This window comes from Mammaliicoccus sp. H-M34, from assembly GCF_022386495.1.
GTDB classification, from domain to species: Bacteria; Bacillota; Bacilli; order Staphylococcales; family Staphylococcaceae; genus Mammaliicoccus; species Mammaliicoccus fleurettii.
This window is the reverse complement of record NZ_JAJNIK010000008.1, coordinates 72,129-97,231: the sequence shown is the minus strand read 5'-3', so window position 1 is coordinate 97,231 and position 25,103 is coordinate 72,129. Positions and strand designations below refer to the sequence as shown.

The window sequence follows — 25,103 nt, the reverse complement described above, 5'->3', positions numbered from 1 at the left end:
AATAAATCAATCCTTTCTAAGATACATTTTATAAAGAGCGTGATATTATAAAAGTGTTGACTACATTTAAGGGGGATTTAAATTGGCAGATTCAGTAAAATTATTAAAAACACTCACAGATATTAATGGTATATCTGGATATGAGTATAATGTTAAAGCTAAGATGAGAGAATACTTAGAACCTGTAAGTGATGAAATTGTAGAAGATAATTTAGGGGGCATTTTCGGGAAGAAGAATGCTAAAAATGGTTCTAAAACAATTTTAATCGCAGGACATTTAGATGAAATTGGATTTATGGTTACACGTATCGATGAAGATGGTTATATTAAATTTACGCCAATAGGTGGTTGGTGGAACCAAGTAATGCTTTCTCAAAAAGTTACAGTTACTACAGATGACGGTAAAGAATTAAGAGGTATTATAGGCTCTAAACCACCACATGTATTAACGCCAGAAGAACGTAAAAGTCCGGTAGATATGAATGGAATGTTTATTGACTTAGGTGTTGGTAGTAAAGAAGAGGTAGAAAAATTAGGTGTAGAAATAGGTAACATGGTTACACCATATTCAGAGTTTGAAGAGCTAGGTGATAGCAACTATTTAACAGCAAAAGCATTTGATAATCGCTTTGGTTGTGCATTAAGTGTTGATGTATTAAATAAACTTAAAAACGATGAACTTGGTATTAATTTAGTTTCAGGTGCGACAGTACAAGAAGAAGTCGGTTTACGTGGTGCGAAAGTAGCAGCAAACAAAATTAAACCAGACTTATCAATCGCAGTAGACGTTGGAATTGCATATGATACACCTGGAATGAAAGGTCAAGATCATGAAACTAAACTAGGTGAAGGTCCACTTGTATTATTAATGGATGGAACGAATATTGGTCACGTAGGCTTTAGAAAATTCATTAAAAACGTAGCAAAAGATAAAGGGATTGACGTACAATGGGATAATATTACAGGCGGTGGAACAGACGCAGGTAGTATTCACGTTGCAAACGAAGGTACACCAACAATCTCAATAGGCGTACCATTACGTTATATGCACTCAAACGTATCGATTCTTCATAAAGAAGACTACTTAAACGCAGTAAAATTAGTAGCAGAAATCGTAAAAGCATTAAACGACGATACAGTAAAAGATATTATGTGGTAAATAGAAAAAGTGAGAGGCTGAGACAATTAATTTGTTTCAGTCTTTTTTTGAGACTTTTTTATATAATCATCGCGACCATTATAAAAAGTTATAGCATAAATCCTTTAATAACAGGCTTTACATCAAGTGTTATGACCAAGTAATAAATTATTATTAAAATAAAACAATATTTCTTGGTTGAATTCAACTTTTTTGAAATGGATATTAATTGTAAAGTGTCTTGTTATGCTATATCATAAGTATTAGAGATGGAAGTATTTGATTCATTCAGGTGTTTCTTTTTTCTATATTTATTGAATAAAAGGACGTGGAGAATTATCGAAAAAGAGAAGAAGAAGTTGCTACGAAAAATGGTAAAGCCATTTGAAAATAACAATCTAAAGAAAAGTACAATACAAATAATAAATACATTAATTCCGTTAATAGCACTTGTAGTAGTAGGATTCTTAAGTTATCAATTACATTGGTCATTGTCGTTGATTTGTGGCGTTTTGGCTTCGGGATTTTTAATTAGAACATTCATTATCTTCCATGATTGTTGTCATGGATCATTTTTAAGTAAGAAAAAGAATAACGATTTATTAGGTAACATAACTGGACTTATGACGTTCTTCCCGTATGAAAAATGGCGTAGAGAACACATTATTCATCATACGAGTAGTGGTAATTTAGAAAAACGTGGTATTGGTGATATTTGGGTTATGACGATTGAAGAGTATCATGATGCTTCGAAATTCACTCAATTTAAATATCGTATGTATAGACATCCATTTGTAATGTTTATACTAGGTCCTATATTCTTATTGTTTATTTCTAATAGAATGAACGCAAAAGACGCTAAACCAAAAGAAAAACGTAATACTTGGATTCATAATATCGTATTACTAACATTCTATGTTGGTATGTTCTTCTTAGTTGGGGCCGTTCCATTTATGCTAGTATTCCTACCAATGCTATTTATAGCTGGAATGTTAGGAATTTGGTTATTTTATATTCAACATACATTTGAAGATGCGTATTTTGAAGAGTCATCTGAATGGGATTATGTAAAAGCAGCTATAGAAGGTAGTTCTTATTATAAATTGCCTAAAGTTATACAATGGATGACTGGTAATATCGGTTACCACCATGTACATCACTTAAGCCCAAGAATACCAAACTATCAATTAGAACAAGCACATGAAAAGACACCACCATTACATCATGCAACTACAATTACAATCAAAGATAGCTTCGAATCTTTAAAATATAAACTTTATGACGAAAAAAATAAATGCTTTATCACTTTTAAAGAATATGCACGTAGATTTAATAGAGGACATGCATAACATAGCTATAAATATATGAGGCCGGGACAAATTAATTGTCTCGGCTCTTTTTTGTGCGGAGGAAGGGGCGCTGTGTGGTGTGTGGATAGGCTTGGTTGTAGAGCTTGGTTGTAGAGCTTGATTGGAGGCTTGGCGTATATGAGGTCGTGCATAAGGTCGTGCGCTAACTGGCAGAATTCTGGATAATGCTCCTTAGAAAGCTCTAACTAGCAGAATTCTGGATAATGCTCCTTAGAAAGTTCTAACTGGCAAAATTCCGAATAGTGCTCTTTAGAAAGCGCTAACTAGCAGAATTCTGGATAATGCTCCTTAGAAAGCTCCTCTTAGGGACATTACTCGTAATTATGTCCCTATCAGTACCTCTTACGGACATTACTCAGAATTATGTCCCTAACGACCCCTCTTGCGGACATTACTCGTAATTATGTCCCTAACAGTACCTCTTACGGACATTGCTCGGAATTATGTCCCTAACGCCCCCTCTTACGGACATTACTCAGAATTATGTCCCTAACAGTACCTCTTACGGACATTACTCAGAATTATGTCCCTAACGAGCCCTCTTGCGGACATTACTCGTAATTATGTCCCTAACAGTATCTCTTACGGACATTACTCGTAATTATGTCCCTAACAGTACCTCTTACGGACAATACTCGGAATTATGTCCCTAACAGTAACTCTTACGGACATTACTCAGAATTATGTCCCTAACGACCCCTCTTGCGGACATTACTCGGAATTATGTCCCTAACAGCACCTCTTACGGACAATACTCGGAATTATGTCCCTAACATAATAAAAATCCTGGGATATATGTCCCAGGATTTTACGTTTAACTTATCAAGTTCAAATCAAGCAAGTATATAACGGACGAAGACTCCAAAGATATCGTGCGATTAAGCTCAAATCTAGTTATAACGCACGAAGACTCAGAAGATATCGTGCGATTCAGCTTAAATCCGTGCAAAACGCACGAAGACTCCAAAGATATCGTGCGATTCGGCTGAAAACCGAGTAAAACGCACGAAGACTCCAGAGATATCGTGCGATTCAGCTCAAATCCGTGCAAAACGCACGAAGACTCCAAAGATATCGTGCGATTCAGCTCAAATCCGTGCAAAACGCACGAAGACTCCAAAGATATCGTGCGATTCAGCTCAAATCCGTGCAAAACGCACGAAGACTCCAAAGATATCGTGCGATTCACAATCTAAATTATGAATCCTGATTCTTAATGCTTTTTAAATTCATAACTTTTATTTAATAGTACATAGAATAAGATGAATGCAACTGATAAGAATATATGTCCTAATCCTGACATACCTGCAATTGCTGGGCTAGCTTCTATTCCTTTTATTGTCATTATTCCGTTTGTCATTTGCATAGCAACTGTTAATAGTAGACCTATGTGATACGTGATGAAGAACCAGTTAAATAGTTTGTGGTTTCTTGTTAGGCTAAAGTTTTTCTCTATAAGTAAGAATACTAGAAACATGATTGTACCTAATACGAGCATATGTGTATGTGTAACATTTAATTGAGAGTAGCCTTCGAAGTCATTCGCTCTGCTCATTTCTCTATAGAATAGTCCACTTAATAATCCTAATGCCGTGTAAATTGCTGAACTGTAAAATAATCTTTTCATTATTGTTTCTCCTTTTAATTGTTTTTATTAACAAATAAAATATTAATACAAATATATGAACTGAATATGAACAACTATATAAAATATTTAAAAATTTAATATTATTGTTATAATGATTATTAACAGAAAAATCAGTACATTTTTTGGGAAGGAAGGATGTCGTGAAAATAACTAAAATATTGAATAACAATGTCGTGATTTCAAAGATTAACGGGGACGAGCGCATTGTTATGGGTGTTGGTATTGCTTTTGGGAAGAAGAATGGCCAAATGTTAGAGAAGGATAAGATTGATAAAGTTTTTCGTCTAACGAGTGCTGAACAAGAACGGATGCTCACTTTAATTAAAGAGTTAGATGATGATGTACTGTTAATTTCTCAAGATATTATAGTTGAGGCTAATAAATTATATAAAGAACCTTTATCAGAATCCATCTATATCGCATTAACTGATCACATTAATTATGCGATTAAGCGTCATAAGGAAGGTACGATCATTAATAATCCTTTGTTATATGAAATTAAACGATTATACCCTCAAGAATTTAACATCGGGTTATATGGTGTTGATAAGATAGATGAACATTTTGGACTGGAGTTGCCAAAAGATGAGGCAGGATTTATCGCAATGCATATTGTGAATGCCAATATGAACGAATCTATTTCGAATGTTTATGAAATTACAAAAATCACGCAAAGTATCGTGAATCTTGTAAGATATCATTTTAATTTAGATATATCAGAAGAAGAGTTGAGCTATGCTCGTTTTATAACGCATTTGAAATTTTTCAGTCAAAGATTGATTAATTCTGAAAGTTTAGAAGAGGTGATGGATGTATCTTTATTGTCTACTCTTCAGAAAAAATATAGTGAATCTAACCGTTGTGTCGATAAAATAGGTGACTTATTAAAAATAAATTATAATCATGAATTATCAAATGACGAGAGGGTTTATCTCATATTACATATAGCGAGACTATTGAAATCAAAATGAAAGCGTTGACAAATTAAATGTAAGCGTTATAATAAATTTAAATTAATAAACAATTACTTTAAATAGCTATATGCTATTTGGGATTGTAACTTTAAGTAGGCAAAACCCAGAGTAATGCATTACGAACATTGGGATTCGTATGTATTATTCTGGGTTTTTCTATGTGAAAATGGAGGGATTTATATGAAATATGAAGGGTTAGCAAAGGAAATTGTTGAGAAAGTCGGTGGGGAAGAGAATATTAATTCTTTAACGCACTGTATTACAAGATTAAGATTTCAGTTGAAAGATACCGAGAAAGCCGATACTGAATATCTTAAGAACAAAGACGGGATTGTAACAGTTATGGAATCGGGCGGACAATATCAAGTTGTTATCGGGAACCATGTTCCAGATGTATATGACGCAGTAAGAAAAGAAGCACATATGAGTGATGATTCTTCAAGTGAAAGTACATCAAATAAAGGTTCACTGTTTAATAGATTTATTGATCTTATTTCAGGAATATTCCAACCAATACTAGGTGTGTTAGCTGCAGCGGGTATGATTAAAGGTTTTGCTGCACTGTTTATGGCACTCGGATGGATTTCTGAAGAATCAGGTACTTATCAAATTATGTTTGCAATTGGGGATGCGTTATTCTACTTCTTCCCAATATTCTTAGGAATAACAGCAGCTAAAAAGTTTGGGTCTAATCAATTTATTGGGATGGCTTTAGGAGCAGCGTTAGTATATCCGACACTTGTTGGTGCAATGGCAGCAGGAAATGAAAATGCAACGATGCTATTTAGCGGTACATTCTTTGAATCAGAAACAGCATTAACATTTTTAGGTATACCAGTTATTTCGATGACTTATACTCAAAGTGTTATACCGATTGTATTTTCAGTATTTTTTGCTTCGATATTAGAGAAGTTCTTGAAAAAAGTAATTCCAGATGTCGTTAAGACATTCTTAGTACCATTCTTTACATTATTAATTATCGTACCTTTAACATTTATTATTATTGGTCCAATTTCTACATGGGCAGCTAACTTAATCGGGGCTGGTGCGATAGGATTATATAACTTCAGTCCATTAGTGGCAGGTTTACTGATAGGTGCATTTTGGCAAGTGTTTGTTATATTCGGCTTACATTGGGGATTGGTTGCAATTGCGATTAATAATATTTCTACTTCTGGGTTTGATATTATTATTCCTCTTATATTTGCAGCATCATTCGCACAAACCGGTATTGTAATAGGTATATTTTTAAGAACAAAAAATAAACAATTGAAATCATTAAGTATTCCAGCATTTATTTCGGGATTCTTTGGTGTAACAGAACCGGCAATATATGGTATTACATTACCAAGAAAGAAACCATTTATTTATAGTTGTATCGTAGCAGGTATTGCTGGGGCAATGTTAGGTGTTGCTGGTACAAAGATGTATTTCATGGGTGGACTTGGTATCTTTGGATATACAACATTCATTGGTGAAAATGGTTTAGATACAGCATTCTGGATGTCACTAATTAGCACTGGTGTGGCACTTATCCTTGGCTTGGTTGTTGGTTACTTAACACATAGTGATAAAAATGAAGCAGCGATTGAAAAAGGAACTGATGCAGGAGAAAATTCTCAAACAGAAATGGTAAATGATGTATTAGTTGAATCACCAGTATCAGGGAAACTAGTAGATTTAACAACAATTAAAGATCCTGTATTCTCATCTTTAGCAATGGGTAAAGGTATTGCGATAGAACCTGATAATGATATTGTAGTAGCGCCATTTAATGGTGTTGTAGAAAGTTTGTTCCCTACAGGACATGCTATCGGATTAAAATCAGAACATGGTGCAGAAGTACTTATCCATATCGGTATTGATACCGTTAAATTAGAAGGTAAATATTTTAAAGCTTTAGTTAAACAAGGAGAAACTGTTGAAATAGGACAACCATTAATTGAGTTTGATAGAGAAGCAATTGCTAAAGAAGGGTTTGATACTGTTATTCCAGTTGTCGTAACCAATACAAACTTAGCAAAAGACGTCGTGCTTGAAGAAAATGAAACAATAGAATCAGGGAAACATATACTAACAGTAATTTTATAAGGAGGACTAAATGATGAGTTTAAATAAAGATTTTTTATGGGGTGGCGCTATTGCCGCTAACCAATGTGAAGGTGCTTATAAAGAAGATGGCAAAGGATTAAGTTTAGTAGATGTATTACCAGCTGGTGATGACAGACATGTACCATTATTTGACCCAGCTAAAGGTTTGCAAGAAACATTTGATTATTACCCAAGTCATGAGTCAATCGATTTTTATCATCGTTATGAAGAAGATATTAAATTATTTGCTGAAATGGGCTATAAAGTATTAAGAATGTCAATTTCTTGGCCAAGAATTTTCCCGAAAGGTGATGAATCTGAACCGAATGAACAAGGCTTAGCATTTTATGACAAAGTGTTTGATACTTTAGAAGCTTATAATATTGAGCCTTTAGTAACTTTAAATCATTTCGATACACCTCTTCATTTAGCGAAAGAATATGGTGGCTGGTATAACAGAAAAACAGTTGATTTCTTTGTGAATTATAGTCGTGTCGTATTTGATCGTTATAAAGATAAAGTGAAATATTGGTTAACACATAATGAAATTAATATGATATTACACATACCTTATATCGGTGGCGGCTTAATTATTGAAGATAGTGAAAAAGCTGAACAAATCAAATATCAAGCTGCACATCATTTGTTAGTAGGTTCAAGCCTTGCTACAAAAGTTGGTAAAGAAATTAATCCTGACTTTCAAATCGGTTGTATGTTAGCGGCTGGAGAAGTTTATCCAAACACCTGCCATCCTAATGATATGTTGGCTGCACTTCAAAAAAATAGAGAACAATATATCTTTATTGATGTGCAATCTAGAGGCGAATATCCAACTTATAGTAAACGCATGTTTGAAGAACTTGGAGTAGAAATTCATCAAGAAGCGGGAGATAAAGCAATATTAAAAGAAAATACTGTAGATTTTATTTCATTCTCTTACTACTCAAGTCGTTTAGAAAGTGGAGACGATGAAGTGAATAAAGAAAAAGGTGCAGGTAATGCGTTTGCATCATTAAAAAATCCTTACTTAGAAGCGTCAGATTGGGGATGGCAAATTGACCCGGTCGGCTTACGTGTCACAATGAACGAAATTTATGATCGTTATCAAAAGCCACTATTCATTGTTGAAAATGGACTTGGCGCTAAAGATGAAGTTACTGATGATGGAAAAATACATGATGAATATCGTATTAAATATTTAAGTGAACATTTAGATCAAATGATTGAAGCAGTTAAAGATGGTGTTGAATTATTAGGTTATACATCTTGGGGATGTATTGATTTAGTTTCAGCTGGAAGCGGAGAAATGAAAAAGCGTTATGGCTTCATTTATGTAGATAGAGATAATCGAGGTAATGGTACTTTAGACCGCACTCCTAAAGATTCATTTTATTGGTATCAAAAAGTGATTCAAACAAATGGTGAAGATTTAAGTTATTAATACAAATTATCAAAGGAGCACTATATATGCATACAAATACTGGATTTAAAGATGGATTTTTATGGGGTGGCGCTACTGCAGCTAACCAAATTGAAGGTGCATTTGATAAAGATGGCAAAGGTTTATCAAGTGCGGACTTTGTAGAATATATTCCGAAAGATCAAAGAACGAAAGACAATCATATGGAAGTAACGACTGAACATATACAAAAAGTGTTGAGTGGTGAACATAGTGGTAGATTTCCAAAAAGAGAAGGTATCGATTTTTATCATCATTATGAAGAAGATATTAAACTATTAGCTGAAATGGGATTTAAAGCATTTAGATTATCAATTCATTGGTCTAGAATTTTTCCAAAAGGATATGAGCATGAACCAAATGAAGCAGGGTTGAAATTTTATGAGAATGTCTTTAAAACATTGAAGTCTTATAACATTGAACCAGTCGTAACATTGAGTCATTACGAAACACCTTTTGGATTAACTGAAAAATATAATGGTTGGGTAGATCGAGCAGTCGTTGAGCATTTTGAACATTATGCTAAAACAGTCTTTAAACGCTATAAAGGATTAGTAAAATATTGGATGACATTTAATGAAATCAACATTATAAATATTTCACCGTTTACAGGTGGTGGCATTATTTCAGATCAATTAGATGATCCAAAGGCAGCCTCATATCAAGCATTGCATCATCAACTTTTAGCATCAAGTTTAGTGACAAAGGCATTAAGAGAAATTGATGGAAATGCTCAAATTGGATGTATGTTAGCACGTATGAAACACTATCCATACACTTGTAATCCAGAAGATGTATTAAAAGCAATGCAAGATGATCAAATGAATCTCTTATATACAGATGTTCATGCATTAGGAGAATATCCAAACTATTACAAACAATTTTTAAAAGAGAACAATATTGAGTTACAAATTGAAGATAAAGATTTAGAAATATTAAAAGCCTATACAGTAGATTACATTTCATTTAGCTATTATATGTCATTACTTTCTGCAAATAGTGAAGACGGGGAAGTAACAGAAGGTAACTTGATGAACAGTTTGAAAAATCCTTATTTAGAAGCATCAGATTGGGGATGGCAAATCGATCCTATTGGAATTCGTATCGTATTGAACGAATTCTGGGATAGATACCATAAACCAGTATTTATAGTAGAGAATGGTTTAGGCGCGAAAGATACAGTAGAAGCGGATGGAAGTATACATGATTCATATAGAATCGATTACTTAGAAAAACACATCCAAGAAATTAAAAAAGCTGTAATAGATGGTGTAGATGTGATGGGTTACTTAGCATGGGGGCCAATTGATTTAGTATCTATGTCAACAAGTGAAATGAGTAAGAGATACGGATTTATATATGTAGATAAAGACGATGACGGTAACGGTACAGAGGCACGATCTAAAAAAGACTCTTACGATTGGTATAAAGAGGTCATCGCAACAAACGGTAAGAACCTATAATATAGAATATTGAGATTAGAAGCTGAGACAAATTACTTGTCTCAGCTTTTTTGATGTTGGAGACATAGATTAATTCCACTCTTAATCCTAAAAGTTCTTATTATTTGCATTGATGTGAAATGTTTCGGATTATAAAACGAAGTAGATTACACATCTATAACTTTAAGCAAACGCTTACAATATAAACAAGGAGGTTATTTGATTGCTTAGCAAACGTCAAAGAAATATATTGTCATATTTATCAGCTGAGAAAGACTTCGTAATGATCTCTGAATTGGCATCTTTATTTCAAGTTACTGAACGGACGATTCAATATGATTTGGAGTTTATTGAATCATTTAAAAATGATTTGAATGTTGATGTTGATAGAAATAAAAGTTTAGGCGTCAAATTATCACAAAAAGAAAATTATAATGAAGATTCTAATGTCGAATTGGACATTCATTATTCTAAAAATGAAAGAAAAGAACAGATTATCTTAAATTTATTTGAATCTTCAAGTCCGATTAGTTCTCAAAGTTTAGCTGATCTTCTTAATGTATCACGCCGAACGGTTGTAGATGATTTGAAGTCTGTACAGCTTTGGTTAGAAGAATATGCTCTTATTCTGGAATATAAAAAGAATAAAGGATTTGTTATTGAAGGTAATGAAAAGAATTTAAGAGAAGCTTATGCCAACGTGGTGAATGAGTATTTTCGTAAATCTACTGCTCAAATTGGAATTGAAATTTTTTCTAAAGATGAACTTGAAAAAATAAGACGTGCTGTCATTACAACTATAAGTGAACAGGATTTTCAATTAGTTCAAGTTGGTATTGATGGATTGATTTATCACATTATTATTGCAATTCATCGCGCGAAAAAGAAATTTGTTTTTGAAATTCCTGATGAAGAGTATGAGAGGTTAAGTAATACGGACGCGTTTAACATTGCAATTCAAATTACCGCCGAGTTAGAAAAATTATTTGATATTGAGTTTCCTAAAAGTGAAGCTGCATTTATTACATTACATTTATTAGGTGCTAGGGTAAATAAATTTCATCAAGAAGAAACACAACAAAATTTATCTCATTTATCTAGTTTGTTCATTCAAAAAGTCAGTGCTCAAATAGGGATTCCGCTTATTCACGACCATAAATTGCTGACGGGTCTTGTTACACATCTACAACCTGCCATCCATAGAATGACTTTTAATATGGAACATTCAAATCCATTGAAAAATGAAATCTTAAAAGAGTATCAAGATTTAGTACAAGCGATAAAAAAACAAGTTTGGATATTAGAAGAAGGATATCAAGTTACGTTTAATGAAGATGAAATTGCATATTTAGCACTTCATTTTGCTTCTTCAATAGAACGATTATCTAGCGAAGAAACGACTCAAATTAAAGTTATCTTGTTATGTGGTTCTGGTGTTGGAACTTCCCAACTGTTGAAAAGTCGTATTAAGAATATTTATCCAGAATTAGAAATTTTAGATGCTTTTTCAATTTATGATATTTCGGAAAGTTTTCTAAAATCACACGGCGTAGACTATATCCTTTCAACTGTACCGGTTGATGGCTTTTCAGTACCGACTATCGAAGTTTCACCATTCTTAAATAAAGAAGATAGAAATAAAATCAATCACATGATTAATGATTATAGAGAAAGATATATTTCTAGTTTCAAAACGGTTGGACCTAGCTTAGAAGATGTCATACCTGAACACCATATTCAAACACATATTAAAGCTACGAGCAGAAATGAAGCAATCAAAAAAAGTGTACAAACTTTAGTAGATGCAGGCCACGTAAATAAACAATATGGTGATGACATTATTGACCACTTAGATAAATTTGGGCCTTATATGGTGATTGGACCGAATATCGCATTACTGCATTCAAATTTTGAGAATGTAAATGTTCCTGTAAGTATGTCCATGGTTCATTTTGAAGATGGAATCGACTTTGGACATGAACGATTTGATCCTGTAAAAGTTGTGGTTATACTCGCTACTAGTCAACCTCAAATACATTTGAATGCACTTGGTCAGTTAAGCCAAATCATTATGAATGAAGAAAATAGAAACGAAATGATTAAAGGTAACAAAGAAAGAATATTACAACTCATCAAAACAGTGAGCCAAAATGAGGAGGGTGTCTAAATTTGACCCAAATTATAAAAGAAGAACATATACAATTGAAAGATAAAGTTGCTAACTGGGAAGAAAGTATCCAAATAGCTGCAGCACCATTATTACAGGAAGATTATTTTAATAAGAATTATGTCGATTCAATGATTAAGAGTGTTCATGACATGGGACCTTACATTGTAATTGCGCCTGAAATTGCGATTGCACATGCAAGACCTAACGAGAATGTTAATAAAGTAGGATTAAGTTTACTTAAACTAGATGAACACATTAACTTTTCGGACAATAGTCATTTTGCGTCATTAGTATTTGTATTAAGTGCCATCGATAACGAAGCGCACCTCGAAATTTTAAAAAAGCTAGCAACAATTTTAAGTGATAAAGAAACAGTTCAATCACTTGTATTAGCAAAAAATAAATCAGAAATTATAAATATATTTAAGGAGAATGATTAATATGAAAATTTTAGTAGTTTGTGGACACGGTTTAGGAAGTAGTTTCATGGTTGAAATGAATGCACAGGAAGCATTGAAAAATTTACAAGCTCCAGATGATGTTAAAGTTGAACATAGTGACATAATGTCAGCAAGTCCTGATATGGCTGATGTCTTTATTTGTGGTAGAGATTTAGAAGAAAATGCACAAAGATTAGGTGAAGTTGTTGTGCTAGATAACATTTTAGATAAAGAAGAATTACAAAATAAACTAGAAGAAAAATTAAAAGCATTGAACATTTTATAAACAAAGGGGAGACTGCATCATGAATTCAATATTAGGATTTTTTGTAGATGTTTTTAGTCAACCTGCTATACTTGTAGCACTTATCGCATTGATTGGTTTAATTGTACAGAAAAAATCAGCAGCAGATATTACATCAGGTACAATTAAAACAATTCTAGGCTTTCTTGTATTAAGTGCTGGAGCAGGTGTTGTTACAAATTCATTAGAACCGTTCGGGAAGATGTTTCAAGAAGCATTTGGTGTACAAGGTGTCGTTCCAAATAACGAAGCCATTATATCCATTGCTTTAAAAGATTACGGAACAACAGCAGCTTTAATTATGATGTTCGGGATGCTAGTTAATATATTTATTGCAAGATTTACAAACTTAAAATATATTTTCTTAACAGGTCATCACACATTTTACATGGCAGCTTTTCTAGCAATACTGTTAACTGTAGGTAATATTACAGGGACAATGACAGTTATAATGGGGTCAATTATTTTAGGACTGATTATGGCAGTATTACCAGCACTTGGACAATCCACAATGAAAAAAATCACTGGATCAGACCAAGTAGCAATAGGTCATTTTGGAACAGTAAGTTACTGGGCAGCAGGAGAAATTGGTAAATTATTTTCTGGGAAATCAAAATCAACAGAAGATATTAAGTTTCCTAAAGGATTAAGTTTCTTAAGAGAAAGTACAATAAGTATTTCATTAACAATGATCGTACTTTATATTATAGCTGCATTATTTGCAGGACCAACTTTCGTACATTCAGAATTAAGTGACGGTACTAACTTTATAGTATTCTCAGTTATTCAAGGTGTAACATTTGCAGCAGGGGTATTTATCATTTTGACAGGTGTGAGATTAATTTTAGCTGAAATCGTACCAGCATTTAAAGGTATTTCAGAAAAACTCGTACCAAATACGAAACCAGCATTAGACTGTCCGATTGTATTCCCTTACGCACAAAATGCTGTATTAATAGGATTTTTCGTCAGTTTCGTCACTGGAGTTATAGGCATGTTAATCATGTTCCTTATAGGAGGCGTCGTAATATTACCAGGCGTTGTACCACACTTCTTCTTAGGAGCAACAGCAGGCGTATTCGGTAATGCAAGAGGCGGAATAAAAGGAGCCATTGCAGGATCAGCATTAAATGGTATATTAGTAACATTCTTACCATTATTACTCCTACCATTTATGGGAGACCTAGGAGCAGCATCAACTACATTCTCAGACACTGACTTCTTAGCAGTAGGAATCGTAGTAGGATATATAGCAAAATTCTTAGGATTAGCAGGAGTAATCGCAATCATAATCATAATTGGCGTATTAGGCGTGTTGTTACAAAAACGATCTAACAAAAAAGTAGTAGAAGAGAAGTAAGAAGGAATAGAGGCTGGGACAATTAATTTGTCCCAGTCTCTTTACTTTTATTTATTTTTTTAACATTAAATATATCATTAATTAATATGTATATATACAATAGTAATATAACGTTTATAAACACAGTATTAGATAGAAAGAGGATTGTTATGAAATTTAATAAATCTATAATTATTGGAATAGTGATATTTTTAATTTTTTGGTTAGCTAGTTTAATTTTAGGCATTTCATGGATTTCTTATATAGGATTAGCTATTTTTCTTGTAATTTCGTTTTTGGATGTCTTTAAAAACGGAAGTAAAGAGGAAATTAGAACACAAATTTGGTTAATTATATTGATTATTATTTTGCAGTTTATCGTATTTATATTTTGACGTATTAGGCGTGTTATTACAAAAACGCTCTAACAAAAAGTAGTAGAAGAGAAGTAAGAATGATTATGAAGCACTCCGTCTAGATGACGAAGTGCTTTTTTATGTGGAGATAGGTTAAGACGTAGATTAACTCGGCAGTTAATCGAAGAGATGGGTAAAGTTGTAGATTAACTTGGTAGTTAATCGAAGAGATTGTGTAGGTTGTAGATTAACTCAGTCGTTAATCGAAGAGATGGGTAAAGTTGTAGATTAACTCAGTCGTTAATCGAAGAGATGGGTAAAGTTGTAGATTAACTCAGTAGTTAATCGAAGAGATTGTGTAGGTTGTAGATTAACTTGGTAGTTAATCAAAGAGATGGGTAAAGTTGTAGATTAATTCGGTAGTTAATCAAAGAGATTGTGTAAGTTGTAGATTAACTTGGCAGTTAATCGAAGAGATTGGTTAAGTTGTATATTAACTCAGTCATTAACCAAAGACATCTCCCCAATTAACCCCAATCAATACGTATCTAGTCCGTCTTCGATATATTTCCTACTATTTTTATAAGCATTAAAGTAGCGTGTTGATTTCTTATGGTGGTATAGTGTTATTTCATAAGGAGGATTTACTAAAATGAATGAAAAATATGAACCTTTATTTAAGTCTTTAAAATTACCTAATGGTGTAGAAGTTAAAAATAGATTTGTCTTAGCGCCTTTAACTCATGTTTCTTCAAATGAAGATGGTACTATCTCAGATATTGAAATTCCATATATAGAAAAACGTTCTAAAGATGTAGGGATTTCTCTTACTGCTGCTAGTTATGTTGAGCCTTTAGGACAAGCTTTTCCTGGACAACCTTCAGTTTCTAAAGAGGAAGATCTTCCAGGATTAACTAAGCAAGCTGAAGTGATGAAGAAAAATGGTGCGAAAGCTTTAATTCAAATTCATCATGGTGGTGCAATGTCTCTACCTGGTTTAACGCCAACTGGTGAAGCGGCTGCTCCAAGTGAAGTTGCAGTACAAGGCTTTGGACAAAAAGAAAAACATACAGCTCGTGAATTAACTGTTGAAGAAATAGAACATTCTATTGAATCATTTGCTAATGCAACTAAAATTGCAATTGATGCAGGCTTTGATGGTGTTGAAATTCATGGTGCTAATCATTATTTAATTCATCAATTCTTCTCACCTTATTACAACCGTAGAGAAGATGAGTGGGGAGACCATTTAAAATATCCTTTAGCTGTTGTTGAAGCAGTTACTAAAGTAGTGCGTGAACATGCAACACCAGACTTTATTGTAGGATATCGTTTCTCTCCTGAAGAAGTTGAATCTCCAGGAATTTCTATGGAGTTAACTGAAGAGCTAGTTAAGACACTTTCAGAACAACCTATTGATTATTTACATGTTTCATTAATGGATATCCATTCTACAACAAGAGAAGGACAGTACAAAGGTGAACAACGTGTGAAATTATTATTAGATTGGATCAATGGTCGTGTTCCATTAATTGGTATAGGATCAATCTTTACTGCAGATGATGCATTAGCAGCTTATGAAACAGGAGCGCCTTTAATCGCAATAGGTAGAGAATTATTACTTGATCATCAATTCGTTTCAAAAATAGAACAAGGTAAAGAAGATGAAATCGTTTCAGTATTTGATCCAGAAAGAACTGACAAACATGAATTGCCAGAGCCATTATGGAAGCAGTTTAACGCTGGATTTTATCCATTACCTAGAACAGATGAAAAAGCTTCAAATACTAAATAAAAATGAAAAAGGACTGAGACAAATCATTTGTCTCAGTCCTTTTTGTTACTATTTTATTATCAAATTATTGACCATATATAATTTTAGTCAAATAACCATTTTCATCAAAGAAAGCTTTATATGAAGCATCGTTTGTATTATAAGGAATCATTGTGCCATTGCCACTATCTGGACCTTCGTCTTCCATATCGTTAGAGGCATGAGCTTTTTTGAAAGCTTCTTTTGATACTGTATTTGGTTTAGTTTTAAAACTTATTTGAATGACTTCATTTTTATCATTAAAATCTACAGTCGTATCATAAATTTTTTTAGAATAGGCATAATCTTTAAAAGCTTTTGGATCTACTTTATAACCATCGATGGTAACATTGTCATATTTAGATGCACGTACGAAATTATAATCTAGTGTAAAGTAAGGATCGTATGTTGTATAACCTTCGTATTTATACCAAGGAATTTGTGCGTTTGTTTCTGAAGTACTTTGTGTATTTGTACCACTAGATCCACCTACACCTTGACCCCATTTTTGAACTTGTTCTGCTGCTTGAGCTTCTGAATTACTCGTTGTCATATATGCTGCTGAAGAACCTACGACAAGTGTTGATACAATGACAGTTGATGCAAGTAATTTTCCTGCTTTACGCATAATAAATCACTCCTTAACTTTTGAGTATCTCTCAGCTATAACTGCTTAATCAATGTTCAAATACATAAATCTTTGGACAAGTCATTAAACTAGGGCATCCTTCCACAAATGTTTGTGATTATCACTCCTAAAAATGTGTCAAACGCTATGACTAAGTGTAATAATACACCTCAATAGTACAACAAACAGTCATAAATGTAAATATATCTGGTGGATGGAATTTTTGATTGCCGAAGTTGTAGATTAACTCAGCCGTTAATCGAAGTGTTCCACCAAGACATAGGTTAGCGATATGTTAAACTAAATTTCGTATAGCATTTTATTAAAAAGAGGTGTTCGGTGTGAATCAAGATGATCTTAAAAAACGTGTTGCATATGAAGCGATTAATTATATTAAAGATGGTATGGTGGTTGGCTTAGGTACGGGGTCGACTATGTATTATGCTATTCAGAGTTTAGGTGAACGTATTAAAGAAGGGTTAAATATTAAAGGTATTCCTACTTCTGAAAGGACTGCTGAATGGGCGCGTTCTAATAATATTCCGCTTACTGATTTTTCTGAAGTGAATCATTTAGATTTAGTGATTGATGGGGCGGACGAGGTTGATGAGAACTTCCAACTGATTAAAGGTGGGGGTGGTGCGCTTTTACGTGAGAAAATTGTCGCAAATGCTACGGATCAATTTATTGTGATTATTGATGAATCTAAATATGTTCAAACTTTAGGTGAGTTTAAATTACCTGTTGAAGTAGTACCTTTTGGCTGGGAAATGACTGCTCGTGAAATTGAAGCTCTAGGTTGTAACGCTACTTTAAGAAATGACCATAACGGTATATTTTTAACTGACAATGATCATTATATTTTAGATTGTGATTTTAAGGTGATTAACAATCCTGAAAAGTTAAACCAAGACTTAATTTCTATTGTTGGAGTAGTTGAGACGGGTTTATTCATCAATATGGCTCGAAAAGTCCTAATCAGTTATTCGAATTCTGGAAAAGTTATAGAAATGAATAATTAATAATAAGTTCATAGTAGTTAATAAACAGTTAATGGTTTAATGCTCATATAGCGCATACACTTAACATATCAACTAAAGAGGAGATGTGTTAAATGAATTTAACAAAGACAACTATAGGTGCGTTTGCATTAACAACAACATTATTATTAGGTGCATGTGGCAATGATGACATGAAAAAAGATGAGAATATGGATACTAAAAGTGAAATGAAAGATAAAGATATGTCGAAAGATAACATGAAAGATAAAGATATGATGATGTCTGGTAAGTTCAAATCTATGAATGATGAAATGGTGGAAGGTAAAGCAACGATTAAAGATAAGAAATTAATGCTTACAGATTTCAAATCGTCTAAAGGACCAGATTTACACGTGTATTTAACGAAAGATGGAAATGTTGATAAGGGCATGGAAATTGATAAAGTAGATTATAACAAGATGGAACAAACTTTTGATTTAAAAGATATGGACACATCTAAATATAATGAAGTTACAATTTATTGTAAAAAAGCACATGTCGTATTCGGAAGTGCAAAATTAAAGTAAAATAATTTAATTTCTAGGGGGAATTCAGTACAACTGAGTTTCCCCAATACTTTATTAAAAGGAGCATGTTATGAAAAAAGTATTTCAATTTTTATGTTTAATCGTTCGCTTAATGAGCGGATTGATGATTTTTATACAAGGTTATGAAAAATTCACTGGAGGATTTAGTTTAACTGGACTAACACACGTTATTGCTCAAAACGAAGATTCCCCGATGTGGTATAAGTTGATGTTTGAGTATATGATTGAACCATATACTACTTTGTGGGAGTGGGTTATACCACTTGGAGAAATGATGATTGGTATTGCACTAATTATTGGTTTCTTACAGAAATATGCAGCACTTTTTGGTATATTTATAATGATAAATTACATATTAGCAGATATGATTTTTACGTATCCAATTCAGTTATTAGGTTTTATTATTATTGTATTAAATATGGATAAATTACGTAATCTGTCAGCATATGCTATTTATAATATGTTTATGAAAAAGGAAGCAGGATAGATAATATGGCAAATATTTTAATTGTAGATGATGAACAAGATATTTTAGATATTTGTAAGACTTATTTTGAATATGAAGGACATCATGTCGTTACAGCATCTAATGGTCAACAAGCTATAGATTTAATGAACGATGATATCGATTTAATTATTTTAGATATTATGATGCCTGAAAAGAATGGCTATGATGTTGTAAAAGAAATGAAAGCAGGACAGTTAGATATTCCTTTTATTTATTTAACTGCTAAAACACAAGAACACGATACGATATATGCATTAACATTAGGTGCTGATGATTACATTAAGAAACCATTCAGCCCACGTGAACTCATACTAAGAGCACATAACTTATTAAATCGTACTCAAAAATATAATCAACAAGCGTATTTAACTTTTGGATCATTACAATTATGTAAACAAGAAAAAATTATAAAAGTTAATCACGAAGAAATTGCATTAAGAGTGAAAGAATTTGATCTACTATGGTATCTCGCTGAACATGAAAAAATGGTCATATCTAAATCGGAACTTTTAGAGAAAGTATGGGGATATGATTATTATGAAGATGCCAATACTGTAAACGTACATATTCGTCGTATTAGAGAAAAGTTAGAACAACAAAATTACAATGAATTTGTCATTAAAACTGTCTGGGGTTTAGGTTATAAATTTGAAAGGGCGAAATAAATGCTAACTATTAGAACACAAATCATCACCGCATTTATAAGTAGTATCGTATTAACGACGCTTATTTTAGCAGTAGCATATAAATGGATGTGGTTTGATGCGAACACAACATTGTTACTTACCATAAGTGCCATTATTTCAAGCTGTCTTACTACATTTATATGTATTTTGTTTATCAATCCATTAGTTAAACGTATCAGATTGATGAATAAACAAACTAAACTAATTGCTAATGGAAATTATAATGAAACAAAGTTAAAAATTGATAGCCCGAAAGAAATGAAAGAATTGAGTGACTCATTTAATATGATGGCTCACAATATAGAGGCTAAAATTGAACAAGTGAAACATGAGCAACAAGAAAAAAGTGAAATGGTACAAAATTTAACGCATGATTTAAAGACCCCATTAGCTAGTATAGCTTCATATGCTGAAGGGTTGAAAGAAGGCGTGATTACTGGCTCAAGTGAGCAACAAAAAGCCTATGATGTATTAATTAAGCAAGCACAAAGAATATCATATATGTTTGATGAGTTAACAAGTGTAATGGAACTCAATTTAAACAACGCAGAAACATACAAACTTGAAACGATTTATATAGATAAACTTTTTGTAACAATTTTACAATCTTACGAACGACAATTATCAACTAAAAATCGAACAATAGATGTACAATTGTGTGAAGAAATAACGTCGATTAAACAATATAGAATTCCTCTAGAGAGAATTTTAATTAATATAATCGATAACGCATTTAAGTTTACACAAGCAGGCTCGAGAATAGAAATAAAAGTATCAAAAGAAGCGGATCATTCTATATGTATCGCTGTTTCAGATGATGGACCAGGTATAGCCGAACAACATTTAAATCGCATCTTTGATCGAACATATCGAGTTGAAGAATCAAGAAATAAAGATACAGGTGGTTCTGGTTTAGGACTCTATATCGCTAAAAATCTCGCACAACAAATGGACGGACATCTTGAAGTAGAAAGCAAAGTAGATGTAGGTACAACATTCTATTTAAAAGTACCGATGAAATAATAAGGAATCTTCATTTAAGAAGAAGGAGTTAGGACTATATGAGCATTAAAAAAATTTTTGAAGACAATGAGCCAATCGCACATAATAAATATAAGTATGTCCTGTGGGAGTCTATACTACTTTCAATTATATGTATGGGAACATATACAACTATAGGGTTAGCAAGTAATTTAGTTGTGCTCGTTATAGGACTCATATTATTTATAATGCTCATATATTTAATATCAAAATTTCAATTTAAATTGATACAGCTTAAACCACTTGAGAAAAAGCACCTATTATATGGGTTAATAGCTACAATACTATCTCTTGCAATATATTGGACCATTTCAGCTATAATAGGGCAGCCAAGTAACCAAGTGGATGTGTATAAAGATTTAAACACAATGCCGATTTTTATATCAATTATCATATTTGTAATTTTAGGACCAATATTTGAAGAACTGATATTTAGAGGATTTATATTAAAAGGTATGTTCAAAGGACATTTGCTGGCAGGGTTTATCGTATCAAGTATCCTATTCGGACTCATTCACGGACCAACAAGTATTGGAGAATTTATAATTTACTTTGCACTCGGACTCATCTTTGGCGCATTATATTTAATCACCAATCGAATCGAAATCGCCATAATTTGTCACGGATTAAACAACTTAGTACATATATTGATATTTTTGTTTGTGTATAAATAGTATATAAGCGGGCGGTAGTGTTAGGGACAAAATTCAGAGAAATGTCCGTAAGAGGTAGTGTAAGGGACATAATTCTGAGAAATGTCCGTAAGAGGTAGTGTAAGGGACATAATTCTGAGAAATGTCCGTAAGAGGTGCTGTAAGGGACATAATTCTGAGAAATGTCCGTAAGAGGTAGTGTAAGGGACAAAATTCAGAGAAATGTCCGTAAGAGGTGCTGTTAGAGACAAAATTCAGAGAAATGTCCGTAAGAGGTGCTGTTAGAGACAAAATTCAGAGAAATGTCCATAAGAGAGGTACTGTTAAGGAGCACAATTCAGAATTCTGCTAGTAAGAACAGTCTAAGGAGCATAATTCGTAATTCTGCTAGTAAGAACAGTCTAAGGAGCATAATTCGTAATTTTGCCAGTAAGAACAGTCTAAGGAGCACAATTCGTAATTTTGCCAGTAAGAACAGTCTAAGGAGCACAATTCAGAATTCTGCCAGTAAGAACAGTCTAAGGAGCACAATTCAGAATTCTGCTAGTAAGCGCAACCCCACCAAGCACAACCTCAGTACCATACTAAAAAAGGTCTAACCAATATAATGAACGAATCTTCTCAAAGTTTGGCACTATTTAGTGTCTACTTGAAAGGGGATGTTCAAATTGGTTAGACCTTTTGTTACTTATTAGTCATTTTTGTGGCTAAGTCTTTTATTGTTGTTTTATTGAGTTCTTCGATAATTTTTAGATCTACTTCTGTATAAATTTCATCTAATGCTGTTTGTATATTTTTACCTATTAAGCAGTCTGGGTTTGTGTCTTGGTGTATTTTAGCGAAATGTTCTTCTTCTTGTATGAGATGGTATACGTCGCCTAATGCTATTTGATCGGCTGATTTAGATAGTTTGTAACCTGATTTACCTTGTTGACTATCTATTAAATTACCGTTCTTTAAAAATTTACATATTTTTCTTACGAGTGTAGGGTTGCTGTTAATACTACTTGCTATATATTTACTTGAGATTGGTTCGTCATTTATTGATAGCAAAGATAGTATATGGATTGCGACCGATATTTGTGTATTCACGCTTTATCACCTCTTAGATTCATTATTTATTATAACTTTCAAAGATGATAAAAGCGATAAGAATTGGAAATTATTTTGAAACTACAGAAATTCTTTCTTGTACATGGTTGCCTTCAGTTGCTTCGTCTATTAATGCAATAGCAAAGTCTGCATAACTTATTTTACTTTCACCTTTGCCGTTTAATGTTAATTTTTCTCCAGCTAGTATATAGTCTCCTGATCTTTTTCCGTCAGCTATAAATTCTGCTGCTGGACTAACAAACGTCCAACGTACATCATCTCTTTTACGAAGATCGTCTAGTGCTTTTCCTTGAGCTGTTGAAAGTGGTTTATAAGCATCTGGAAAGTCAGGAGTGTTATATAGTTGCGTCTCTAATTGCTCATCAACATATAAACTACCAGCGCCTCCAACAACGATTAGTCTTGTATTTGTATTTGATAAAATATCACTTAAATGTTGGACAGTGTCTTGGTGTAAATGAAGTTTATCTTCTCTAAATTCACCAAAAGCATCGATCACAACGTCAAATTGTGTTAAATCTTCAGTTGTTAATTCAAAAATATCTTTAATAATAGATTGTTTAGCAATAGTTTTATTTTCATTACGTACGATTGCAGTAACATCTAAATTTCTATTCACTGCTTCTTCTGTTATCAGTTTACCTGATTTACCATTTGCTGCGATTACGCCTATTTTCATTTTAAAAAACCTCACTTGTATTTAATTTGAATACAAGTTAAGTATAATATGTCTCATTGTGTTTGTCAAAAAGCATGATTCATATAAAAAGACTGCTATGCGGATATCCACATAGCAGCCTTTGATATGATATTAAATCTTACCACCAATTGTTAGCTTGACGGAATGCAATTGCAGCTTCTACTGAACCGTAACGTTCTTTAGCATAGTTAATCATGCCTTTAGTTTGTTCAGTAACACTACCAGTACCCCATGCTTCTTTAGTTTGACCAAGACCTCTATATCCTAGTTCATTAACAGCGTTAGGGTTACCACTTGATTCAGGCATTACAATATTATCCCATAATGCTTTTGTACCACCAGCAGCAATAAATTCTTTGTATACTTCGTTTGTATTAGATGTATCCGCTACTTGTGTAGTTGTATAGTTAGTATTTTGAGTTGAGTAGTTTGTATTTTCACTTGCATCTGCTTGTGCTCCAAAACCAGAAGCAATAATTCCTGCTGCAGCTGTTGTTGCAAATAATAATTTTTTCATAATAAAATTTTCCTCCATAAGCAATAAATTAAATTTATATATTTTGTCTCTTGATTACTTTATACACTTTAACATCAATTTTGATATCATAGGTTACAGTAGAATAAAAAAGAAATGTCTTTTATGACAGGAATATTAAAAGAATTATAGATTTATGACAGTCTGTAATTTTTCAAAAAATAGAAAAAGAGGTATGACTTATGGAAAGAATTAAACTAAAAATGTTCAGAAATAACTTAGAAAATTTCCCTCAATTCGAATTACCAGAAGGATATACGATAAGAATGTTTAGACAAGGTGATGAACACAATTGGGCTAAAGTTGAAACTGCAGCTGGAGAATTTAAAGATACTGATGAAGCACTGAAAAGATTCAATAAAGAATTCGGTACTAATATAGAAGAAATGAAATATAGATGTCTTTTTATAGAGAATAAAAGTGGAGAAGTAATAGGTACAACAACAGCATGGTTTGGTCATTTAGAAGGCATAGGGGAAAAATTAGGAAGAATACACTTTGTAGCAATTAAACCAGAATATCAAGGAAAGAAACTATCGAAGCCATTATTAAGCACAGCATTAAATACAATGATTGAACTTGGCAATGAGCAAGTATATTTAACAACACAAACGACAAGTTATCCAGCTATAAATATGTATTTAAATTACGGATTCGAGCCATATGATACAGACGGAGAAGATCAAAAAGGCTGGATGATGATGGAAGAAGTATTAGATAGGAAGCTAGATATATAGAAGAGAAGTAATGAGGATGAGGGTGTGTCCGTGAACTTATCAAGACGGGTCCAACATGATAAATAGAACGTCCGAATATTGCAAGACAGGCCCGACTAGCAACATAGAGCGACTGAATATTGCAAGACAGGGTCGACTAGCAACATAGAGCGTCCGAATATTGCAAGACAGGTCCAACTAGCAACATAGAGCGCCTGAATATTGCAAGACAGGTCCGACTAGCAACATAGAACGGTTGAATATTGCAAGACAGGCCCGACTAGCAACATAGAACGTCTGAATATTGCAAGACGGGCCCGACTAGCAACATAGAACGGTTGAATATTGCAAGACAGGGGCGACTAGCAACATAGAGCGGCTGAATATTGCA

The 25,103-nt window shown here is 33.0% G+C and carries 24 protein-coding genes; 19 read left to right on the top strand and 5 right to left on the bottom strand.

Annotated elements, in window-relative coordinates:
* Window positions 1–82 precede the first annotated feature (82 nt).
* Window positions 83–1,159, top strand: a complete 1,077-nt coding sequence (locus LQ608_RS10305) for a M42 family metallopeptidase (RefSeq protein ID WP_239751763.1) — start codon at window positions 83–85, stop codon at window positions 1,157–1,159.
* A gap of 350 nt (window positions 1,160–1,509) precedes the next feature.
* Window positions 1,510–2,487: a Delta(5) desaturase DesA gene (gene desA / locus LQ608_RS10300; RefSeq protein WP_237687665.1), complete on the top strand. Its 978-nt coding sequence runs from the start codon at window positions 1,510–1,512 to the stop codon at window positions 2,485–2,487.
* A gap of 1,234 nt (window positions 2,488–3,721) precedes the next feature.
* On the opposite strand, the gene LQ608_RS10295 is transcribed toward desA, so the two are convergent.
* Entirely contained in the window at window positions 3,722–4,135 is a 414-nt protein-coding gene (locus LQ608_RS10295) for a DUF2871 domain-containing protein (RefSeq protein ID WP_239751762.1), read from the bottom strand.
* 161 nt (window positions 4,136–4,296) lie between these two features.
* Here LQ608_RS10295 and licT point away from each other — a divergent pair, with 161 nt between their 5' ends.
* The 10 genes from licT to LQ608_RS10245 all read left to right on the top strand — a co-directional run bounded on the left by licT (window position 4,297) and on the right by LQ608_RS10245 (window position 16,526).
* Window positions 4,297–5,127: a BglG family transcription antiterminator LicT gene (gene licT / locus LQ608_RS10290; RefSeq protein WP_239734487.1), complete on the top strand. Its 831-nt coding sequence runs from the start codon at window positions 4,297–4,299 to the stop codon at window positions 5,125–5,127.
* A 183-nt stretch (window positions 5,128–5,310) separates the two neighbouring features.
* Window positions 5,311–7,221, top strand: a complete 1,911-nt coding sequence (locus tag LQ608_RS10285) for a beta-glucoside-specific PTS transporter subunit IIABC (protein WP_239751761.1) — start codon at window positions 5,311–5,313, stop codon at window positions 7,219–7,221.
* Between the two features lie 13 nt (window positions 7,222–7,234).
* Entirely contained in the window at window positions 7,235–8,662 is a 1,428-nt protein-coding gene (locus tag LQ608_RS10280; RefSeq protein WP_275583091.1) for a 6-phospho-beta-glucosidase, read from the top strand.
* Between the two features lie 26 nt (window positions 8,663–8,688).
* A complete protein-coding gene (locus LQ608_RS10275) occupies window positions 8,689–10,143 on the top strand; it encodes a glycoside hydrolase family 1 protein (protein WP_239751758.1) in 1,455 nt (484 codons plus the stop codon).
* A gap of 202 nt (window positions 10,144–10,345) precedes the next feature.
* The gene (locus LQ608_RS10270) at window positions 10,346–12,289 is read left to right on the top strand and encodes a BglG family transcription antiterminator (protein WP_239751756.1); all 1,944 of its coding nucleotides are present in this window, start codon (window positions 10,346–10,348) and stop codon (window positions 12,287–12,289) included.
* 2 nt (window positions 12,290–12,291) lie between these two features.
* Window positions 12,292–12,732 (top strand): PTS sugar transporter subunit IIA, encoded by a 441-nt coding sequence (locus LQ608_RS10265; protein ID WP_239751754.1) that lies wholly within the window; start codon window positions 12,292–12,294, stop codon window positions 12,730–12,732.
* A gap of 1 nt (window position 12,733) precedes the next feature.
* Window positions 12,734–13,018 (top strand): PTS sugar transporter subunit IIB, encoded by a 285-nt coding sequence (locus LQ608_RS10260; protein WP_078357913.1) that lies wholly within the window; start codon window positions 12,734–12,736, stop codon window positions 13,016–13,018.
* A 19-nt stretch (window positions 13,019–13,037) separates the two neighbouring features.
* Window positions 13,038–14,396 (top strand): PTS ascorbate transporter subunit IIC, encoded by a 1,359-nt coding sequence (locus LQ608_RS10255; protein WP_078357914.1) that lies wholly within the window; start codon window positions 13,038–13,040, stop codon window positions 14,394–14,396.
* 149 nt (window positions 14,397–14,545) lie between these two features.
* Window positions 14,546–14,770, top strand: a complete 225-nt coding sequence (locus tag LQ608_RS10250; protein ID WP_239751752.1) for a hypothetical protein — start codon at window positions 14,546–14,548, stop codon at window positions 14,768–14,770.
* Window positions 14,771–15,383: 613 nt separating this feature from the next.
* On the top strand, window positions 15,384–16,526 hold the full coding sequence (locus LQ608_RS10245) for an NADH-dependent flavin oxidoreductase (RefSeq protein ID WP_107509207.1): 1,143 nt from the start codon (window positions 15,384–15,386) through the stop codon (window positions 16,524–16,526).
* 64 nt (window positions 16,527–16,590) lie between these two features.
* On the opposite strand, the gene isaB is transcribed toward LQ608_RS10245, so the two are convergent.
* Window positions 16,591–17,172: an immunodominant staphylococcal antigen IsaB family protein gene (gene isaB / locus LQ608_RS10240; protein WP_239751751.1), complete on the bottom strand. Its 582-nt coding sequence runs from the start codon at window positions 17,170–17,172 to the stop codon at window positions 16,591–16,593.
* 341 nt (window positions 17,173–17,513) lie between these two features.
* On the opposite strand from isaB, the gene rpiA reads away from it, so the two are divergent.
* From rpiA to LQ608_RS10210, 6 genes are all read left to right on the top strand, one after another.
* The gene (gene rpiA, locus LQ608_RS10235) at window positions 17,514–18,194 is read left to right on the top strand and encodes a ribose-5-phosphate isomerase RpiA (RefSeq protein ID WP_345773103.1); all 681 of its coding nucleotides are present in this window, start codon (window positions 17,514–17,516) and stop codon (window positions 18,192–18,194) included.
* A gap of 92 nt (window positions 18,195–18,286) precedes the next feature.
* A complete protein-coding gene (locus tag LQ608_RS10230; RefSeq protein WP_239751749.1) occupies window positions 18,287–18,739 on the top strand; it encodes a DM13 domain-containing protein in 453 nt (150 codons plus the stop codon).
* Between the two features lie 70 nt (window positions 18,740–18,809).
* Window positions 18,810–19,247 (top strand): DoxX family protein, encoded by a 438-nt coding sequence (locus tag LQ608_RS10225; RefSeq protein WP_239751748.1) that lies wholly within the window; start codon window positions 18,810–18,812, stop codon window positions 19,245–19,247.
* 5 nt (window positions 19,248–19,252) lie between these two features.
* Window positions 19,253–19,933 (top strand): response regulator transcription factor, encoded by a 681-nt coding sequence (locus tag LQ608_RS10220; protein WP_239751746.1) that lies wholly within the window; start codon window positions 19,253–19,255, stop codon window positions 19,931–19,933.
* Window positions 19,934–20,977, top strand: a complete 1,044-nt coding sequence (locus LQ608_RS10215; RefSeq protein WP_239751744.1) for a HAMP domain-containing sensor histidine kinase — start codon at window positions 19,934–19,936, stop codon at window positions 20,975–20,977.
* A gap of 38 nt (window positions 20,978–21,015) precedes the next feature.
* Entirely contained in the window at window positions 21,016–21,669 is a 654-nt protein-coding gene (locus LQ608_RS10210; protein WP_239751742.1) for a CPBP family intramembrane glutamic endopeptidase, read from the top strand.
* Between the two features lie 663 nt (window positions 21,670–22,332).
* Here the strand turns inward: LQ608_RS10210 and LQ608_RS10205 are convergent.
* The 3 genes from LQ608_RS10205 to LQ608_RS10195 all read right to left on the bottom strand — a co-directional run bounded on the left by LQ608_RS10205 (window position 22,333) and on the right by LQ608_RS10195 (window position 23,978).
* Window positions 22,333–22,740, bottom strand: coding sequence for an Rrf2 family transcriptional regulator (locus LQ608_RS10205; protein WP_239751740.1), 408 nt, complete (start codon window positions 22,738–22,740; stop codon window positions 22,333–22,335).
* A 70-nt stretch (window positions 22,741–22,810) separates the two neighbouring features.
* On the bottom strand, window positions 22,811–23,440 hold the full coding sequence (locus LQ608_RS10200; protein ID WP_239751739.1) for an NAD(P)-dependent oxidoreductase: 630 nt from the start codon (window positions 23,438–23,440) through the stop codon (window positions 22,811–22,813).
* 139 nt (window positions 23,441–23,579) lie between these two features.
* Window positions 23,580–23,978 carry an aggregation-promoting factor C-terminal-like domain-containing protein gene (locus LQ608_RS10195; protein WP_078357938.1) on the bottom strand — a complete coding sequence of 133 codons (399 nt, stop codon included), beginning with the start codon at window positions 23,976–23,978 and terminating at the stop codon, window positions 23,580–23,582.
* A 200-nt stretch (window positions 23,979–24,178) separates the two neighbouring features.
* Here LQ608_RS10195 and LQ608_RS10190 point away from each other — a divergent pair, with 200 nt between their 5' ends.
* Window positions 24,179–24,733, top strand: a complete 555-nt coding sequence (locus LQ608_RS10190) for a GNAT family N-acetyltransferase (RefSeq protein ID WP_239751738.1) — start codon at window positions 24,179–24,181, stop codon at window positions 24,731–24,733.
* The last annotated feature ends 370 nt before the right edge of the window (window positions 24,734–25,103 follow it).

What these genes read in the sequence shown, in the direction of transcription:
- LQ608_RS10225 (WP_239751748.1), top strand. Translation starts at nt 18,810, where the DNA reads ATGAAAAAAGTATTTCAATTTTTATGTTTAATCGTTCGCTTAATGAGC.
- LQ608_RS10195 (WP_078357938.1), bottom strand. Translation starts at nt 23,978, where the DNA reads ATGAAAAAATTATTATTTGCAACAACAGCTGCAGCAGGAATTATTGCT.
- LQ608_RS10295 (WP_239751762.1), bottom strand. Translation starts at nt 4,135, where the DNA reads ATGAAAAGATTATTTTACAGTTCAGCAATTTACACGGCATTAGGATTA.
- LQ608_RS10250 (WP_239751752.1), top strand. Translation starts at nt 14,546, where the DNA reads ATGAAATTTAATAAATCTATAATTATTGGAATAGTGATATTTTTAATT.
- LQ608_RS10220 (WP_239751746.1), top strand. Translation starts at nt 19,253, where the DNA reads ATGGCAAATATTTTAATTGTAGATGATGAACAAGATATTTTAGATATT.
- isaB (WP_239751751.1), bottom strand. Translation starts at nt 17,172, where the DNA reads ATGCGTAAAGCAGGAAAATTACTTGCATCAACTGTCATTGTATCAACA.
- LQ608_RS10200 (WP_239751739.1), bottom strand. Translation starts at nt 23,440, where the DNA reads ATGAAAATAGGCGTAATCGCAGCAAATGGTAAATCAGGTAAACTGATA.
- LQ608_RS10285 (WP_239751761.1), top strand. Translation starts at nt 5,311, where the DNA reads ATGAAATATGAAGGGTTAGCAAAGGAAATTGTTGAGAAAGTCGGTGGG.
- LQ608_RS10215 (WP_239751744.1), top strand. Translation starts at nt 19,934, where the DNA reads ATGCTAACTATTAGAACACAAATCATCACCGCATTTATAAGTAGTATC.
- LQ608_RS10230 (WP_239751749.1), top strand. Translation starts at nt 18,287, where the DNA reads ATGAATTTAACAAAGACAACTATAGGTGCGTTTGCATTAACAACAACA.
- desA (WP_237687665.1), top strand. Translation starts at nt 1,510, where the DNA reads ATGGTAAAGCCATTTGAAAATAACAATCTAAAGAAAAGTACAATACAA.
- LQ608_RS10260 (WP_078357913.1), top strand. Translation starts at nt 12,734, where the DNA reads ATGAAAATTTTAGTAGTTTGTGGACACGGTTTAGGAAGTAGTTTCATG.
- LQ608_RS10210 (WP_239751742.1), top strand. Translation starts at nt 21,016, where the DNA reads ATGAGCATTAAAAAAATTTTTGAAGACAATGAGCCAATCGCACATAAT.
- LQ608_RS10245 (WP_107509207.1), top strand. Translation starts at nt 15,384, where the DNA reads ATGAATGAAAAATATGAACCTTTATTTAAGTCTTTAAAATTACCTAAT.
- LQ608_RS10190 (WP_239751738.1), top strand. Translation starts at nt 24,179, where the DNA reads ATGGAAAGAATTAAACTAAAAATGTTCAGAAATAACTTAGAAAATTTC.
- LQ608_RS10280 (WP_275583091.1), top strand. Translation starts at nt 7,235, where the DNA reads ATGAGTTTAAATAAAGATTTTTTATGGGGTGGCGCTATTGCCGCTAAC.
- LQ608_RS10255 (WP_078357914.1), top strand. Translation starts at nt 13,038, where the DNA reads ATGAATTCAATATTAGGATTTTTTGTAGATGTTTTTAGTCAACCTGCT.
- LQ608_RS10275 (WP_239751758.1), top strand. Translation starts at nt 8,689, where the DNA reads ATGCATACAAATACTGGATTTAAAGATGGATTTTTATGGGGTGGCGCT.